Source organism: Candidatus Hartigia pinicola (assembly GCA_020541205.1).
Taxonomy (GTDB): Bacteria; Pseudomonadota; Gammaproteobacteria; order Enterobacterales; family Enterobacteriaceae; genus Hartigia; species Hartigia pinicola.
This window is the reverse complement of sequence record CP048208.1, coordinates 613,487-630,830: the sequence shown is the minus strand read 5'-3', so window position 1 is coordinate 630,830 and position 17,344 is coordinate 613,487. Positions and strand designations below refer to the sequence as shown.

Here is a 17,344-nt window from a genome sequence, read left to right as displayed (position 1 = left end):
CCAAGTATACATAATACAGATAAGTTAAATTAATATTAACTTATCTGTATTGCTTATGTATAGTTAAGTTATATCTCTACAAAAAATAATTAAAGTGGTTTCTATTTTTTAATAAAAATTATTGGAAAATCTATCATCTGTGATGAATAAAGATTATTCTTTATTAAATATTTTTCAAGATCATTATTCGTAATAAATTTTTATACGCAACGTATCTATTATTATTAAATTACAATAATGTTAATAATATATTTATTTTAGTTTATTGATCCAGCTTGGTAGTTGTTATTGTGAAAAACACTAGAAAATTTGAAAAAGAAGAAATAATCAAAATACACATAATCAAATCGCAATTAAATATTATTTTTTGAAGAGTAAATAATAAGATGCAGAATAATTTAGTTATCTTAAATTTTTTATCTTATCATTTTAAAATAAGCAAGTTTAGTGAATTGTTATATAAATAATTTAGTAAAGTTATCGTATCTATTACAAAAGTAAGTCTATATAGAATAATCTATGAAATATTATCTTAAAATACTTTAACACTTTAAATGCACGTCTTTAATGTTTTTTCACCTGTTATCACACTTAATTTTAGTTATATAATGATTTGTGTATTGCTTACTAATTTAGTATCTACTTTTCAATCTAGTGTTTAATCAATCTCTTGTACGCTATTGAATAAAAAATATATACGGTTAAGAGACAGGTTCATAGTATTATGATAACATTTCTATTTAAATACTATGTGTATTTAACAAATATCTTTGATAATTTTTGTAATCTGATTACAATTCTAAATATTATTTATCAGTATATTCTTTAAATCACTATTAGTAAATGATTTATCTCATTCCTCACTGAGACAATAATCATATACACTCTCTATGTTAAATTAACATATAGAAATATATTTTTTTTATTTTAGTAAGAAAAGAATAGGATTTTCATGATAAAACACATGAAAAATTTTTAGATACATGCATTATCAAAAAGCGCAAACTTTATTTTTTAAAAGAACTTAAAAATTCTATTAAAGTACATTATAAAAATATTTCTTTTTATTTAAATCAATATTTTACAAAATGATAACTTATAGTGTCATTTCAATATATAAATGTATACTAAAATAATTTTTTTCTAAGTAAAGTATTCAGTATCCTTTCTGCCTAATAGACAGAAAATAAATATTAAACAGATAAACAAAAAACATGTTTATACTCTCTCTCATAAAATGTTAATGTTAATTAATATTTTTCTAAAAACTAATATAAGTTTTAATAAAATAAAGTATGTAAATATATATTATAAAATAGCGTTTTATTACATTACATGATCTTAACAATTACACTGACGCGCATTAGATAGACATCATATAAGATATTTTACCTATATAAACTATTACTTACTAAGTATAATACATACATATCAAGAACAGATATTGAGACTACATGAAATAATCTATAATATCAATATATTAGTTATTTTTATATAACACTACAGGATAAACTGTAAGATATACTGAGATATCTAGTATCATACTATCATTTTTTACCTTTATATAGTATTTTATGGATTGTATCTTTGTTTTTAATGTTCTACACAAAAATAATTACAAATATGATCTTTTTCTAAATCACTACTCTAGTTTTAATCTCATCAAAAAAATTTTCATGTTTAGTATACTAATAGTAGATTTATTGATGACAGTTTCTCTCTCTAAATATTAAAATATTAATATAAGTTGCACTGACTTTTAATATTACCAGGCAGTATCTCTCAATAAAATAATTTTCAAAAAACTACAGCAATTTATAAAATATTTTATTATAGACACTTTTATATGTTCTTATAAACAATATGAATTCTAAAGTATTGTAATCTTTCTAAATTAATATACATCTTTGTAGACTGTTATTATTACGATAATATATATTAAACAATAACTTGTAAAAAAACTTTGGATAGTCTCCTGTCTCATTAATTATTAAATATTTTCAGAAATATAGATATTTAATCTACTATAATGAGGTATGATGTATCAATAACTAAAAATGTTCAATCAAGAAAGAAATGTAAACTTTTTTAACCTGCAATATTAGATTTAAATTTTATTGTTATTAGAATCTGATGATATATGTTAAAATTTTAGAAGATTTAATTTTTAAGATCATGAATAATTTTATTGTAAGTTTTATCTTTCTTAAAACAACACACAGAAACGCTCAATACAACTTTACAAAAAAATAAAAAAGAAAATTATTTTATTAATACTAAATTTTATTTTATATTACATAATATATATGTTTTTACTTTTATCTATCAAGTTACGCAAGCATGCTCTAAAATATCTGACTGATATTAATCAATTTAATTAACACAAAAACAACTGAGGAATATTAATGGAATGTAAAATATCTAACAAGCACACAACGAATAAACATTATGATTAGAGTGCATATCATCACATAATAATGCATTCTATATATCTTTAATAAAAATACTTCCATATTTTAATACACCTCACTGTTAAAAAAATGTTATGATTTTTAAATTACAGAAAAATCCTAATCAAGTATTTTAAAAGTGAGTAATTAAGTTATTTAAGATTTGCATTATTATATTTTATTATGATGCTACTTATTAATAATTTTAATAATTAATATTTTTTCTGATTTTTTTAAAACTAAAATCTTTTGCTATGAGATTTTATAATTACTCCCACCATAAAATTATGCTATATATTAGCATACTTTGATTTTTCATGTAGTTAAAATTTTTAACTGTAGTGATCAAGAGTGCTCTATAAGCTTCGTAATAAGCTTAAATTTTATTGCTAATATGCATTTTTAATTATTTAATATATATGCTTTTATATCAAGATTTATTTAACTAGGTGAAGTTTTTATGATTAACATAACGTGTAACTGTACCATTGTAGGTATATCAGGAGCTTCAGCATCTGGGAAAAGCCTTATCGCAAGCACTTTATATCAAGAATTAAAAGAAAAAGTTGGTGATCATAATATCGGTATCATACCAGAAGATTGTTATTACAAAGATCAAATAGATATTCCGATGACAGAGCGTTTAAAAGTTAATTACGACCACCCGAATTCCATGGACCATGGGCTACTTTACCAACATCTGAAAGCATTAAAAAACAAAGAACCTGTAGAAATTCCTCAGTATGACTACGTCACTCACACTCGAAAAAAAAAGACTATTCATGTTAATCCTAAAAAAGTCATTATTATTGAAGGTATTTTATTGTTAACAGATAAAAGACTTCGTGAAGCAATGGATTTTTCGATTTTTGTCGACACGCCACTTGATATTTGTTTGATACGAAGAATCAAACGTGATGTAAATGAAAGAGGTAGAACATTAGGCTCTGTTATCGAGCAATATGATGCCACTGTTCGTCCAATGTTTTTACAGTTTATTGAACCATCCAAGCAGTACGCTGATATTGTTGTTCCTCGTGGAGGGAAAAACCGTGTTGCTATTGACATTTTAAAAGCAAAAATCAGAGAATTTTGCCAAGAATAACGCTAATTTAAATTATATTTTATAGAAATAACAAATTTATAAAAAAAGAGAGATAAGTATGCGTCTTTGTGACCGCGATATTATTCAATGGCTGGACCGAGATAAGTTAGTGATTAATCCGCGGCCACCAGTTCAGCAAATTAATGGAGCCACAGTAGATCTGCGTTTAGGAAACGAATTTCGAGTGTTTCATGGACACACAGCTCCTTTTGTAGACTTAAGTGGCCAAAAAAATGAAATTAATGCAGCATTAAAGAAAATAATGAGTGATGCAATCATTCTCAATAAAGATGAATCTTTTTTTCTTCACCCAGGAGAATTAGCACTCGCAGTTACACTGGAGTCTATTACTTTACCTGATAATCTCGTGGGTTGGTTAGATGGTCGCTCATCATTAGCAAGATTAGGACTCATGGTTCATGTCACAGCACATCGCATTGATCCCGGTTGGTGCGGGAAACTCGTGTTAGAGTTTTATAATTCAGGTAAACTACCTTTAGCACTGCGACCAGGAATGGTAATTGGTGCGTTAAGTTTTGAGTTACTATCTGGTAGTGCAGATCGTCCATATAATAATCGACAAAATGCTAAATATCAAAATCAACAAGGAGCAGTAGGTAGCCTTATCAGCGAAGATTAAAAAATTAGTGAACGATAAGTATTACGTACGTTATCTGTAATAATACATTACTTGCAAAAGTAATAATCTCACAAATACAAAAAGAGGTATATTGTGAGCTGTAGTGTAGTTTATAATGTACATAATTAAAGAAGCGAAAAATGAAACGATTTCTGACAACACTAATCATTTTGCTAATTATAATCATAGCGGGATTCACAGCCTTAGTGATCCTGATCAATCCTAACAACTTTAAATAATATCTTGTAGAAACGGTAGAAATAAAGAGCGGTAATCATCTGGAATTTAAAGAGGAGATGCATTGGCACGTCTGGCCAATATTAAGTATAATCACTGGCTTTATCTCTATTACAGCTCCCGATGTTAATCAACCTGTTTTAAGTGCTAAAAATATACGACTTGACGTTAAATTTTTTCCACTATTTTCCTATCATTTATTTATTGAATAAGTTGTTTTAGATGATACAGTGATTCGGCATACACCAGAAAGTAAATTTAAAATGAATTATCATACATCGATTATGCCCACGGTAATCAATTCCATTCAGATGATATAAAAAATCAATGGTTATTAGATATAAATAAAATTGAAGTCTTAAATAGTTTAGTGATTTGGAAAACTAAATATTACACATACAATCTACGCAATATGAAACTTTCATTAAAAAAATAACAATCAAAACATTATAGTACAATTGAGTAGTCACTTAACCAAACATCAACAAGAGCTTAATTTTAATATACGAGCAGATATTAACCTTTCAAATCTATCACAACAGTTAGTAGGAAAATATCTCAGTGTGATTACACGCTAACAAGTGTTAATTTGCCTAAAAGTGGTATATCAAGCATGCTTAGCAGTAAGTTTATTTATACTAAGCAGATGAATTTACTAGAAACGGTAGTATACTACTTAATAAAATACTAGTTGTAAATGTTACATTATCCTTCAAAATACTTAATCTCAATAAATTTTTGTACGAATCTAAATTAACAAGAACAGTCATGACCGAAGAAGAATGTGTGCACTCTACACCTATTAAAGTAAAACTAGCAACTGTTGGCAAAAAAAGTTCAAAAATATAATTTATCTAATCTAAAATTATTGACAGAAAATATTCATTTAAATATCGATAATCTGATCTATCAAGATGTTTCCGTTAGAATATAAGTATTTTTGCTTAAAATCAACCTCCTTTATTAACAATTTCTCAATTCAAAAGAGAAGTTTTTGGTGGAAAATTCTCATTACCATTAACGATAAATTTTAGTGAGATTCCTGTTCAAGTAATAGCGAAACCTGATATTCAAAATATTAATCTGACACAATTATTAAATACTGATAATATGTCTGAAAAACTCAGTGGAATTTTGACAATGAGGGCTACTTCATCAGGTCCTGGTTATGATACAGCATGTATTAAAAAGTTTTTAGCAAGGTCCTACTAATTTTAAACTGAAAATATATATTTAGCAAGTTTAAATATTCCATTACTTATTTAATCTTATATTCCAGATGTTACTAATAAAATTAATTCTCCATTTAACACAGAAAACTATACTACAGTTCCATTATTAACTGTTAATGGATGGCTAAATAAAGGTATAATTAATATTAAATCTATTCAAGCAACTTCTGACCTGATTTTTGTTACAGGGCAAGGCTTATGTAATATTTGTACGAAAACGTTAAATATGAATTTATATCTGAAAGTAAAGACAGGATGGTCTAGTAAAGACTCAATTGTTTTTCACAAACTGCAAGCTATGACGATCTCTTTACATATTTATGGTAATTGGAATACTCTTAAATATCAATTAAATATTCAAAAAATTTTCTATAATGAATTAGAAATTCAAGCTCAAGAAATATTACGCAAGTTATTAAAAAAAAAGAAAATAATCAAAACTTATATACTTAACTAAATCTAATATAATTGTTTATTATTTAATAATAATTTGTGTATGTTTTATAGTGTTATTTCATAATTCAAAGTTTATTATTTTAATTAAAATATTATAGTTATGTAATTTGTTTAAAATTTTACAAAAAAAATCAAATTCATCTAAAAATTCTTTTTTATATTTTAATAAAATAATTTACTTAACACAAAATAAAAAATTTTCGAAAAAATACATACAAGCATTATATTACGATATTCATGGAACTTACTCTATTTCATATAAATTTTTTGGTGGAATAATGAGCACTTTACTAATGCGATGACTATTGACTTCCAATGGCTCGAAGATACAACCATTAACTTGGACTTGTTCACCAACTTCAGGAACACGTTGAAGGTGTTCCATTAAAAGACCTGCAATGGTTTCATACTCGCGTTTGTTATCAAGATCCATAGGGACAAATAAAATTAAATCTTCTAAGGGCATAAAACCATTAGCGACCCAAGTGCCATTATCTCTCTTATGAATATCGTGACGTGAATCATTTTCTTCTTCACTAACAGGTAAGTTACCTGCAATAGTTTCCATGACATCAGTTAATGTCACAATACCTTCGACAGAACCAAATTCATCAACAACAAAAGCAAAATGCGTATGTGCTTTTCGGAATTGCTCAAGTGCTTTTAAGAGTGACAGCCCTTCAGGAAAGATTAGCGGCTGTCTAATAAGTGTACGTAAATTTATTGGTATACCATTTAACTGTTGTTTAACTAATTCAAGAATGTGTACAACTCCAATAGGCTCATTACTGCTTTTTTCATCAATCACTACAAATCGTGAATGAGGATTTTTCTCCATCTTCTTTAATAAATTACTTGCTGATTGATTAATATCTAAATAGTCTATATCATGACGTGATGTCATAATACTTTCGACGTTACGTTGAGCCATTCCCAATACTCTAGCAATCATTTGTCTTTCTTGCGAATTAAAAACCGATTGATTATCAGCAATTAAGCTTGATGTGTGAACATCTAGTTCTGCACGTTCATGCTTGCCACTTAAAATACGCAAAACTACTTCTGCAGTACGTTCACGTAATGGCCGCGTTCCTTTAAGAAATTGACGACGATTGAATTGTGCAAACTGGTTTAAGACTTCAATGATAATTGAAAAGCCAATGGCTGCATATAAATAACCTTTTGGTATCGTGTAACCAAAACCTTCAGCAACTAAGCTAAATCCAATCATTAGCAAGAAGCTTAGACATAAAATAACAATAGTGGGGTGCTGATTCACAAAACTTGTCAGTGGTTTACTTCCCCATATCATAAGTAACATGGCAATAGTGACTGCAGCTACCATTAAGCCAATATGGTCAACCATTCCTAATGCAGTAATCACTGAATCAAGAGAAAATATTGCATCAAGAACTATAATTTGCGCAACAACTGCCCAAAAATTTGATGTATTTTGTTGAGTACTATTATCCTCATCACCCCCTTCTAGTCGTTCATTTAATTCTATTGTAGCTTTAAATAAAAGAAATATTCCCCCGATAAATATGATAAGATCTCGAATGCTAAATAGATGCTCAAATACAGTAATCAGTGGCTTGGTGAGGGTCATAAGCCAAGAAAGACTAAATAGCAATATTATTCGCATAAATAGAGCAAACATTAGACCAGTAACACGAGCTTTATCACGCAACTTTTTTGGAAGTTTATCTGCCAAAATAGCAATAAAGACAAGATTATCAATACCAAGAACAATTTCTAGAACAACAAGTGTAGCAAGCCCTGCCCACATCGAAGGATCAATGATCCATTCCATACAATTTATTTTACCTTCTGCTATGACAGTATATACTGCCTAGTCAATAATGTAGTTTATTTTTATAAATTTCAATAAGAATTCGCGAATGTGTATTAAAAGAATAATCTATGATTTATATTACGTTTGTACTATTGATTACAATAATGACTACCAAGGAATACACACCTGAGTTAACATGTAATTTTATTTAAATAACTTTCAGAAAATTAACAGCTGACTTTTCATAAATAGATAGGAGTTTTTATGTCAAAACAACAGATTGGTGTTATCGGTATGGCAGTTATGGGACGTAACCTTGCACTAAATATTGAAAGTCATGGTTATTCTGTTTTTATATACAACCGTTCACCAGAAAAAACAGATGCAGTAATTGCTGAACATCCAGGAAAAAAATTAATTCCTCACTATACAATCGAAACCTTAATAAACTCTTTAGAACAACCACGTTGTATCCTGTTAATGATTAAAGCAGGTGAAGCTACAGATAAAACAATAGCGACGTTAACTCCATATTTGAATAAAGGTGATATTATAATTGATGGTGGAAATGCGTTATATACAGATACTATCCGTCGTAATCATAAGCTTTCAGAGCAAGGTTTAAATTTTATTGGCGCAGGAATTTCTGGTGGAGAAGAAGGTGCATTAAAAGGACCGTCTATTATGCCTGGAGGGCAAAAAAAAGCTTATGAATTAGTAGCTCCAATGTTGAAAGAAATTGCTGCCAAAGCTAAAGGTGAGCCATGTGTGACGTATATTGGTACAGATGGTGCCGGTCATTATGTGAAAATGGTGCATAATGGTATCGAATACGGTGATATGCAATTAATTGCAGAAGCTTATTCATTATTAAAAAGTTCTCTTAATCTCAATAATGAAGAACTTTCTAACATTTTTTCTGATTGGAATAATGGCGAGCTGAATAGCTACTTAATTAAAATTACAGCAAACATTTTTAAGAAAAAAGATAATGAAAATAAATATCTTATTGATATGATTCTTGATAAAGCAGAAAATAAAGGAACGGGTAATTGGACTAGCCAAAGCGCTTTAAACTTAGGGATTCCTGTCACACTAATCACTGAATCTGTTTTTTCTCGTTATATCTCTTTTTTAAAAAATCAACGTATTGCTGCATCTAAAGTATTAACTGGTCCAATTTTAAAAATAGTTCAAGATAATAAAAAAGAGTTTATAGAAAAAATTCGTCGAGCACTTTACCTAAGCAAAATTATATCTTACGCACAAGGCTTTCAACAATTAAAAGCCGCTTCAGAGAAATATAAATGGGATCTTCAGTATAATAAGATTGCACAAATATTTCGAGAAGGTTGTATTATTCGTGCGCAATTTCTACAAAAAATTACTGATTCCTATAATGATAACACTAAGCTTGCTAACTTGCTACTAGCTCCATACTTTAAAAAAATTGCTGCTGAGTACCAACAAGCACTACGCGATATTATTTGCTATGCTATACAAAATGGTATTCCAACACCAACATTTTCTGCAGCGATTTCTTATTATGATAGTTATCGTACTGCAGTATTGCCTGCAAACTTGATTCAAGCACAGCGTGACTACTTTGGTGCTCACACCTATAAACGTATTGATAAAGAAGGAATCTTCCATACTGAATGGATAGAATAATATATTAAATCAATAAGTTATATTTTAGGAAGCTGATTATTTAGCTTCCTAATTGTATCTTATTAAGTTTAAATTCAAAATTATTCAATAATTATATCACAACCATTCTCAATAGATGTAAAGGAATACAAATATATTGCAATATTATGAAACACGCACTTCATTTTTATTAAAACATAGTAAGTGATAATCACCTCATTGATTATTATCTTTAGTGCTTTCTTGTCTTTAATTGCAGTGCATCGCATTATATTATATAGGACATATTATATACTCCACAAAACTAAGAATAAGTTCAAACCTTTTCTACCAATAAAAACTCTAACTCAAGTTACTATTTCATTGTTAAATTAATCAATACCTCAAGCGAAAGAAATTATGGAACATCATTAATTGATTAGTATATTGCATATTTCCTGCATCATAAACATACAATGTATATTGTACTAAAACACTAAAATAAGTCTTCGCATACTGCTATATTTTCATGTTTGAAATATTCTTGCTAATCTAATATAGGTTAAACACCCTAATAATTAAAAATGCACATTCAAAATATAAAATTAATCTCATTTTTCTATAAAAACAACATAAAATATAATATACACTCCTCCAGGAGGATACAATTTATATTAACTAACGACTCTTAGCTTAAATTTTACTCCTAAAAATTATTTTATATATCTTCAAAAAATCAATGTATTTTTTAAAATAATATATTATAATTATTTTTGAAAAAGATAAACTGTAATTTTTAACGCAATATGTTATTTTATTTGTAAAACCTTATATTTATTATCATGATTTTTTCATGTTCCATATCTGTATTCTTAACACTTTACCTTATGCATATTTAACAAAGTTCTTTAGCTCGTCTAATTAAACTTGATTACACCCTTCAACACTATTTTTTAAAAATCTTCTCCATCTAAATTGGATGGATGCTTGATAATCTTGTGCTATAGTTATTACATAATAATATAATATTTTGTCAAAAAAATTAATAAAAAATATATTCGTCTATCCCATTAGCAATAATTTATCAAAAATATACCTTATATATTATTTTTTAAAAAATATATTTTATATTCTAAAAAATAGTAGTGTAATATATTAAAATATTTATTAACTAATATTATTATAGTTTTATTTCTAATAAAATAAATTAAAATAATAATATTTTAATACAATTCTCAATTATTTTAATTAACTTATAATAAAATATAAAATATATACTTTGCAACAATGATTCTCTTGCTATAATTGTAAAAAAGTTAGTATATGATAATAATATGTTATTTATTTTATGTTTAATCTATGTAAACATGCAATCAAATAATAATATTCTTATGATAGTCATAAGTTTTCTCCATTACTTCTAATTTATTATCTAACAACGATTAATAAAATGTTAATTAATTATTTAAATCATTATATATAAAGCATAAAAATAATTATACTTATACACTTCAAATATTCATTTAGTTTTCCTAACCAACAATTTTAAAGTTTCACATTATATAAAATTGATACAACTTTTCTATTATTTAGAAAATTAATTAATCGTTCATTCAACTGTAAATTTAGACACAGACATTTTTGAAATTGTCATTATTTTAAAGTAATTTATACCTTAGTAATAATGAAATAAACTTTAGTCTCAGTCTCATCACATATCATACATTGACTTTTCATGAAAGCAGAGTTAATGCTTATTGTGTTAATTAAAGCTAGTTTTTTCTTAAATAGAATTAAATTATTATAGAGATCTTTGAATTAACTAATGCATCATCCTGTAAAATACATTATCTTACATAATTCAAGATGATTTAACAAATATTTTACCTGTTACAATTATAAGAAAAAATACATTTTTAAATATTGATAAATCAACTAAGGGTAAGTAGATCATAATGTAATTAGTGCTATCTTTAAATTTTAAACATACATCATATTTTAAATCGTTTTTTATTGACGTCTGTTCAAATATTTCACTTATAATTTTGTGTATACTCTCTGATATAAATTACACTATCTGCTTAAATATAATGTCAAATAATTATTTTAATAAATAGCAATAATTAAAATTTTTTTATTTATAGTATAGATTAATATAAATTGATAATACCTATCTTACAATTAAAGAGTATTATTAATATACTTTTATTACATTACATTTTATGTATCATATATAAATCTAACATGAAAAAAATTGATATTAAAACCTTCCAAGGTTTGATTTTAACACTACAGAATTATTGGGCGGACCAAGGTTGTACTATTGTTCAACCACTCGATATGGAAGTCGGTGCAGGAACAGCTCACTATATAACTCATTTACGTGCACTAGGGCCTGAACCTATCGCTGCAGCTTATCTTCAGCCTTGTCGTAGGCCTACTGATGGTCGTTATGGTGAAAATCCAAACCGTCTTCAACATTACTACCAATTTCAAGTCATTATTAAACCTTCACCGGAAAATATTCAAGAACTCTATTTAAAATCTTTGAAAGAATTAGAAATTAATCTCACTATTCATGATATCCGATTTGTTGAAGACAACTGGGAAAACCCAACATTAGGTGCTTCAGGCCTTGGTTGGGAAGTTTGGCTAAATGGTATGGAAGTAACTCAATTTACTTATTTCCAACAAATCGGTGGACTTGAATGTAAACCAGTCACCAGCGAAATTACATATGGACTGGAGCGCCTATCAATGTATATACAAAAAGTAGATAGTGTTTATGATCTTCTTTGGTGTAATAGTCTGTTTGGCCATATCACTTATGGTGATATTCACCTTCAAAATGAAATCGAACAATCTGCTTACAACTTTAAATATGCTAATATAAATTTTTTATTCAAGTGTTTTGACGAGTATGAAAGCGAATCGCGATATTTGTTGTCATTAGAAACACCACTACCGCTACCTGCATATGAACGTATACTAAAAGCAGGGCATATTTTTAATTTACTAGATGCTCGTAAGGCTATATCTATAACTGAACGTCAACGTTATATTTTACGTATCCGAACTCTAAGTAAAAAAGTTGCTGAAGTTTATTATGCTTCTCGTAAGGCACTCGGATTCCCTTTATGTTTCAAAAACTCAAGAAAGCTATTATGACTCAACAAACTTTCCTAGTAGAAATAGGTACAGAAGAGTTGCCACCAAAATCTCTTCGTATATTAACTCAATCATTTACTGAAAACTTTACCACTGAACTTGATAACGCAGATATTTCTCATGGTGAAATTAGCTGGTTTGCAACTCCTCGCCGTTTAGCTTTAAAAGTTGCTGATTTATCAACATTTCAGCCAGATCATGAAATTAAAAAACTCGGTCCTACTATTTTGGCAGCTTTTGGTCCTGATGGTCAACCAACAAAAGCAGCTGTAAGCTGGGCACGTAGTGTTGGTATTACTATTGATAAAGCCAAACATTTTAGAACTGATAAAGGTATATGCTTTCTGTGTCATCACGAAAAAATTAAAGGACGAGCTGTTAGTGAACTCCTACTTGAGATGGTAAGACGTTCACTAGTGAAGTTACCGATTCCTAAATTAATGCGATGGGGTGATAAAAATATTTACTTTGTACGACCTGTGCATACAATAATATTATTACTAGACAAAAATGTTATTGAAGGTACTGTTTTAGGGATGAAGAGTGGACGCACTATTCGTGGGCATCGCTTTATGGGTGAACCTGAATTCATACTTGAGAATGCCGATCAGTATCCTACTATTCTCTATAAGCGCGGGAAAGTAATTGCAAATTATGAAGAACGTAAAGCAATTATTAAAAAAGAAATAGAAAAATCGGCACTTTCTTTAGGTGGTAAAGCAGATATAACCAATACATTACTTGAAGAAGTGACTTCATTAGTTGAATGGCCAGTTGTTCTCAGTGCTAAATTTGAAAAAAAATTCTTAGCAGTGCCTGCTGAAGCACTAGTATATACTATGAAAAAAGATCAAAAATATTTTCCTGTTTATGATAAATCTAATAATTTAATGTCAGATTTCATCTTTGTAGCAAACACTGAGTCTTCAGATCCACAACAGATTATTACTGGTAATGAAAAAGTTATTCGTTCTCGTTTTTCCGATGCAGAATTCTTCTTTAAGACTGATTGTAAACAAAAATTAGAAGATAACTTACCACGTCTAGAAACTGTTCTATTCCAACAAAAATTAGGTACTCTACGTGATAAAACTGATCGTTTAGAAGCATTATCAGGCTGGTTTGCGAGTAAAATTGGAGCCAATGTCATCTATGCAAAACGTGCAGGTCTACTAGCAAAATGTGATTTAGTAAGCAATATGGTATTCGAATTTCCTGACACGCAAGGCGTGATGGGCATGTATTATGCTCGTCATGATAATGAATCAGAAGATGTTGCGTTAGCACTAAAAGAACAATATCAACCGCGTTTTTCTGGGGATGATTTGCCTTCAACAAAGGTTTCTGCTGCACTTGCTTTAGCTGAAAAAATGGATACTTTAGTAGGTATGTTTGGTATTGGACAGTATCCTACAGGAAATAAAGACCCATTTGCATTACGTCGTATCGCATTAGGTGTTTTGCGTATTATTATTCAGCATCACTATCAGCTTAATCTGATAGAAATAACAGAAGAAGCAGTACGTCTCTATGATTACAAGCTAACTAAGAAGAATATTGTAAATAATGTTGTTGACTTTATGTTAAGTCGTTTTCGTTCGTGGTATCAAGAAATAGGTTATAGTACAGACACTATTCAAGCAGTATTAGCATGTCGACCAACTTCGCCGACTGATTGTGATGCACGCATTAAGGCATTAACTCATTTTCGTACTTTGAAAAACGCAGAAGCATTATCTACTGCAAATAAGCGCGTTTCAAATATTTTGAAAAAATCACATGAAACATTGAAAAATAAAGTATTGGTGTCTGCTTTAAAAGTACCAGAAGAAATTATACTGGCTACACATCTCTTTACATTACAAGAAAAACTTCAGCCAATGTTTTCAGAAGGTAAATATCAAGATGCTTTAATTGAGCTCGCTTCGCTACATGAAGTACTTGATGCGTTTTTCATTAACATTATAGTTATGGATCAAAATCAAACAGTGCGCATTAATCGTTTAACTCTTCTTAATCAACTACGTGAATTATTCTTGAAAATTGCAGATCTCTCTTTATTGCAATAAATTAAAAGTACTAAACTATTTTTATTCAGTACAAAATACACTAATAAAAAATCAGTAAAAATGTATTTCTTGCTATTTTTTAGAAAAAATTGAATTAGTAACACAATTAATTTATAAGTACTTCATAGAAAGTATAAATAATTTTCCTACAATATTTTACATTAATTATACATATCTAGCAGCATCGTTCTTTACCATTACTCAAACATTCACATGTTATAATGTGATTTATTTTTATCGGAGTAATATTAAAGATTTTCTTACTAAGAATTGAATAATTTTTGATAAGCATTATAAATATTTTTAGGTTCAAGATATTCAAATATTATTTTTAATTAAATCTGACTATTAACTTTATTTAAGTTTTTTATTAGAGCTTACTATTAACAATAAGTATTGTATTAATTATTCACATGATACTTGAGACATTAATCGACAACCTCATGTTTAATTGTCTATATTTAAAAATTTATAATAAAGAGATATTAATTAAAAAGATATTCATGATATCAATTTTTATGTAAAGAGTTTATTTTTATCATGAACGTTTCCAACAAAATAGAATCTTGTTATTTTATAATATCAAATGATTTAGATCACTATTCACTTTTTATTTACTCTACAGCTTATTATTCATGATATTTTCAAAAAAAATAATTGTTAAAGTATTTAACTTTCAATCTTCAAGTATAAATAAACACCTAATTCAGAAAAATTTATCTAAATATATAAATAGCTTATACACTAACATAGCGTTATGAATAATTACTATTTATTTTAAATAAAATCAGCATAAAAACTTTGATCACTGTTTAGTAATACTTCACACTTTATCTTGAATAAAAGTTCATATAATTAATTGAGTAATAATTAAAATTTTATTGCATTAATTATTTTCAATCTTCTACATGTACATTCTCACTGTATAACTTAACATTATATATTGTCTAACATACATTCAATTACTTGTAAATACTAAACTGTATTTTTCTTATATCTATAAATCTTTAATCATTTTTAAACATAAATATCCTTTAAAATTTTTACTGTCTTGATACATATCAAAACATCATAAATCAAACATCAATAAATACAGTAAGAAAACAATCATATAATTATAAGAATACACATTGACTTTACTGAGGTGTAAATTTTAATTCAAGCTATAGTATTAATTATATTATAAATTATCATAAGATCTAGTAAAAATATTAATAATTTTAATACATACCTTTATGAAACACCAATAAAACAGATTAGTAATTTTTTATTTTGTTCAAAACTATATGTAAATTAGTTACTTCTGGCGCTAGCTAAAAAAAATGAACAAGATTACATTAAATCAAATAATACTCCTATTATTTACACAAAAATAGTACATTTTTTATGCAGTATAGCGATGTATTTACAATACAATTTCTAGAATCTATCGTTAGTCATTGACAATATTGCATCACTACAACTAAAAACTAGATACATGTGCTTAACAATAGATTTACTAAATTAAGCTTAATTTATCTTATATAATTCAGTTCTCAATAAAATGCATTTTAAGATACTGTTGAATTATCACTTTATTATCGTTGATTTTGAAAAGAACTATTTAATAATCTTACCTAACAAATTATACTATTATATTAATAAATCGTAAGTAAATAAGTTTTGATCAAATTGTATATTAAGCATAAGTACATTAATTTGACTTGAACCCCATTGCTTGGCGATCTTAAGATGCAAATAATCAAGAGAAATAAAATATTACTTTTAATGTAATTAAACAACCAAAAACTTAATATTAACTTTTAGCTCATCAGCTGAATTGTAATGCATATATTTATTGTATCGCGCTAAATAAATAAGTTTTAAGAAAACCTACGCTAAAACTAAATAATACAACACTCTTTATCTTTAACTTCAAGTTAATACTATCAAATATTTTAAACTCTTTTATAAAACTCTTTCATGCAATATCTAAAGATATATGTTAAATATACTTAAATATGACTGACTAATATGATTATGAATCATATTAATATATTATCAAACTGTAATATAATTTACAATAACCAATTGAAAATTAAGATTACAAGTTATCATCACATATAATATTATTTCAGTACTATGCAAGCATAAACTTCTCAGTAAAAACTGCACAATGCAAAAATAACTAGACATGATCATAAACAAGCCTAATTTGTCTAGAAGACTTTGATACTACAGTCACTGTAAATTACATAAGTATATTTATGCTTTTAGATCAAGTTCACTTAAAAACATAGAAATACTATATTGTACTGTAGTATATGAGCTAATGCACAATGAGAATTAAGAAGACAAAGTCAAATAACTTTAGAGTAAATCAAATACTATTTCTCCTAATATCTTTTATCGTCATGAATAAAACTACTGTAACATTTTAAATAATAAAATATTGTATAAAGTCAATTTTATGTATCAATATATTACGATTATCAACTTTTTAATGAATTCACAGATTACAATATTTTATGTTTATGACGTAAGAAAGGTGGTTATCAAATTCATGTTAAAAATTCATGAAATC

At 27.3% G+C, this 17,344-nt stretch carries 8 protein-coding genes; 7 read left to right on the top strand and 1 reads right to left on the bottom strand.

Annotated elements, in window-relative coordinates; all coding sequences use genetic code 11:
• The first annotated feature begins 2,910 nt into the window (after positions 1-2,910).
• The 4 genes from udk (at position 2,911) to GFV14_RS01290 (ending at position 6,121) form a co-directional block, all read left to right on the top strand.
• Positions 2,911-3,555: a uridine kinase gene (udk, locus tag GFV14_RS01305; RefSeq protein ID WP_457914540.1), complete on the top strand. Its 645-nt coding sequence runs from the start codon at positions 2,911-2,913 to the stop codon at positions 3,553-3,555.
• Positions 3,556-3,613: 58 nt separating this feature from the next.
• Positions 3,614-4,195: a dCTP deaminase gene (gene dcd, locus GFV14_RS01300; RefSeq protein ID WP_457914539.1), complete on the top strand. Its 582-nt coding sequence runs from the start codon at positions 3,614-3,616 to the stop codon at positions 4,193-4,195.
• Positions 4,196-4,491: 296 nt separating this feature from the next.
• Complete coding sequence (locus GFV14_RS01295) at positions 4,492-4,644, top strand: hypothetical protein (RefSeq protein ID WP_457914538.1); 153 nt, start codon at positions 4,492-4,494, stop codon at positions 4,642-4,644.
• Between the two features lie 1,246 nt (positions 4,645-5,890).
• Positions 5,891-6,121: a hypothetical protein gene (locus GFV14_RS01290; RefSeq protein WP_457914537.1), complete on the top strand. Its 231-nt coding sequence runs from the start codon at positions 5,891-5,893 to the stop codon at positions 6,119-6,121.
• A 243-nt stretch (positions 6,122-6,364) separates the two neighbouring features.
• Here the strand turns inward: GFV14_RS01290 and GFV14_RS01285 are convergent, their stop codons facing one another.
• Entirely contained in the window at positions 6,365-7,933 is a 1,569-nt protein-coding gene (locus GFV14_RS01285; RefSeq protein WP_457914536.1) for a TerC family protein, read from the bottom strand.
• Between the two features lie 246 nt (positions 7,934-8,179).
• Between GFV14_RS01285 and gndA the strand changes: the two genes are divergently transcribed.
• The 3 genes from gndA to glyS all read left to right on the top strand — a co-directional run bounded on the left by gndA (position 8,180) and on the right by glyS (position 14,781).
• Entirely contained in the window at positions 8,180-9,586 is a 1,407-nt protein-coding gene (gene gndA / locus GFV14_RS01280; protein ID WP_457914535.1) for an NADP-dependent phosphogluconate dehydrogenase, read from the top strand.
• A gap of 2,202 nt (positions 9,587-11,788) precedes the next feature.
• Positions 11,789-12,712: a glycine--tRNA ligase subunit alpha gene (gene glyQ, locus GFV14_RS01275; RefSeq protein ID WP_457914534.1), complete on the top strand. Its 924-nt coding sequence runs from the start codon at positions 11,789-11,791 to the stop codon at positions 12,710-12,712.
• Entirely contained in the window at positions 12,709-14,781 is a 2,073-nt protein-coding gene (glyS, locus tag GFV14_RS01270; protein ID WP_457914667.1) for a glycine--tRNA ligase subunit beta, read from the top strand. The genes glyQ and glyS overlap by 4 nt, the downstream gene beginning before the upstream one ends.
• Positions 14,782-17,344: the final 2,563 nt, after the last annotated feature.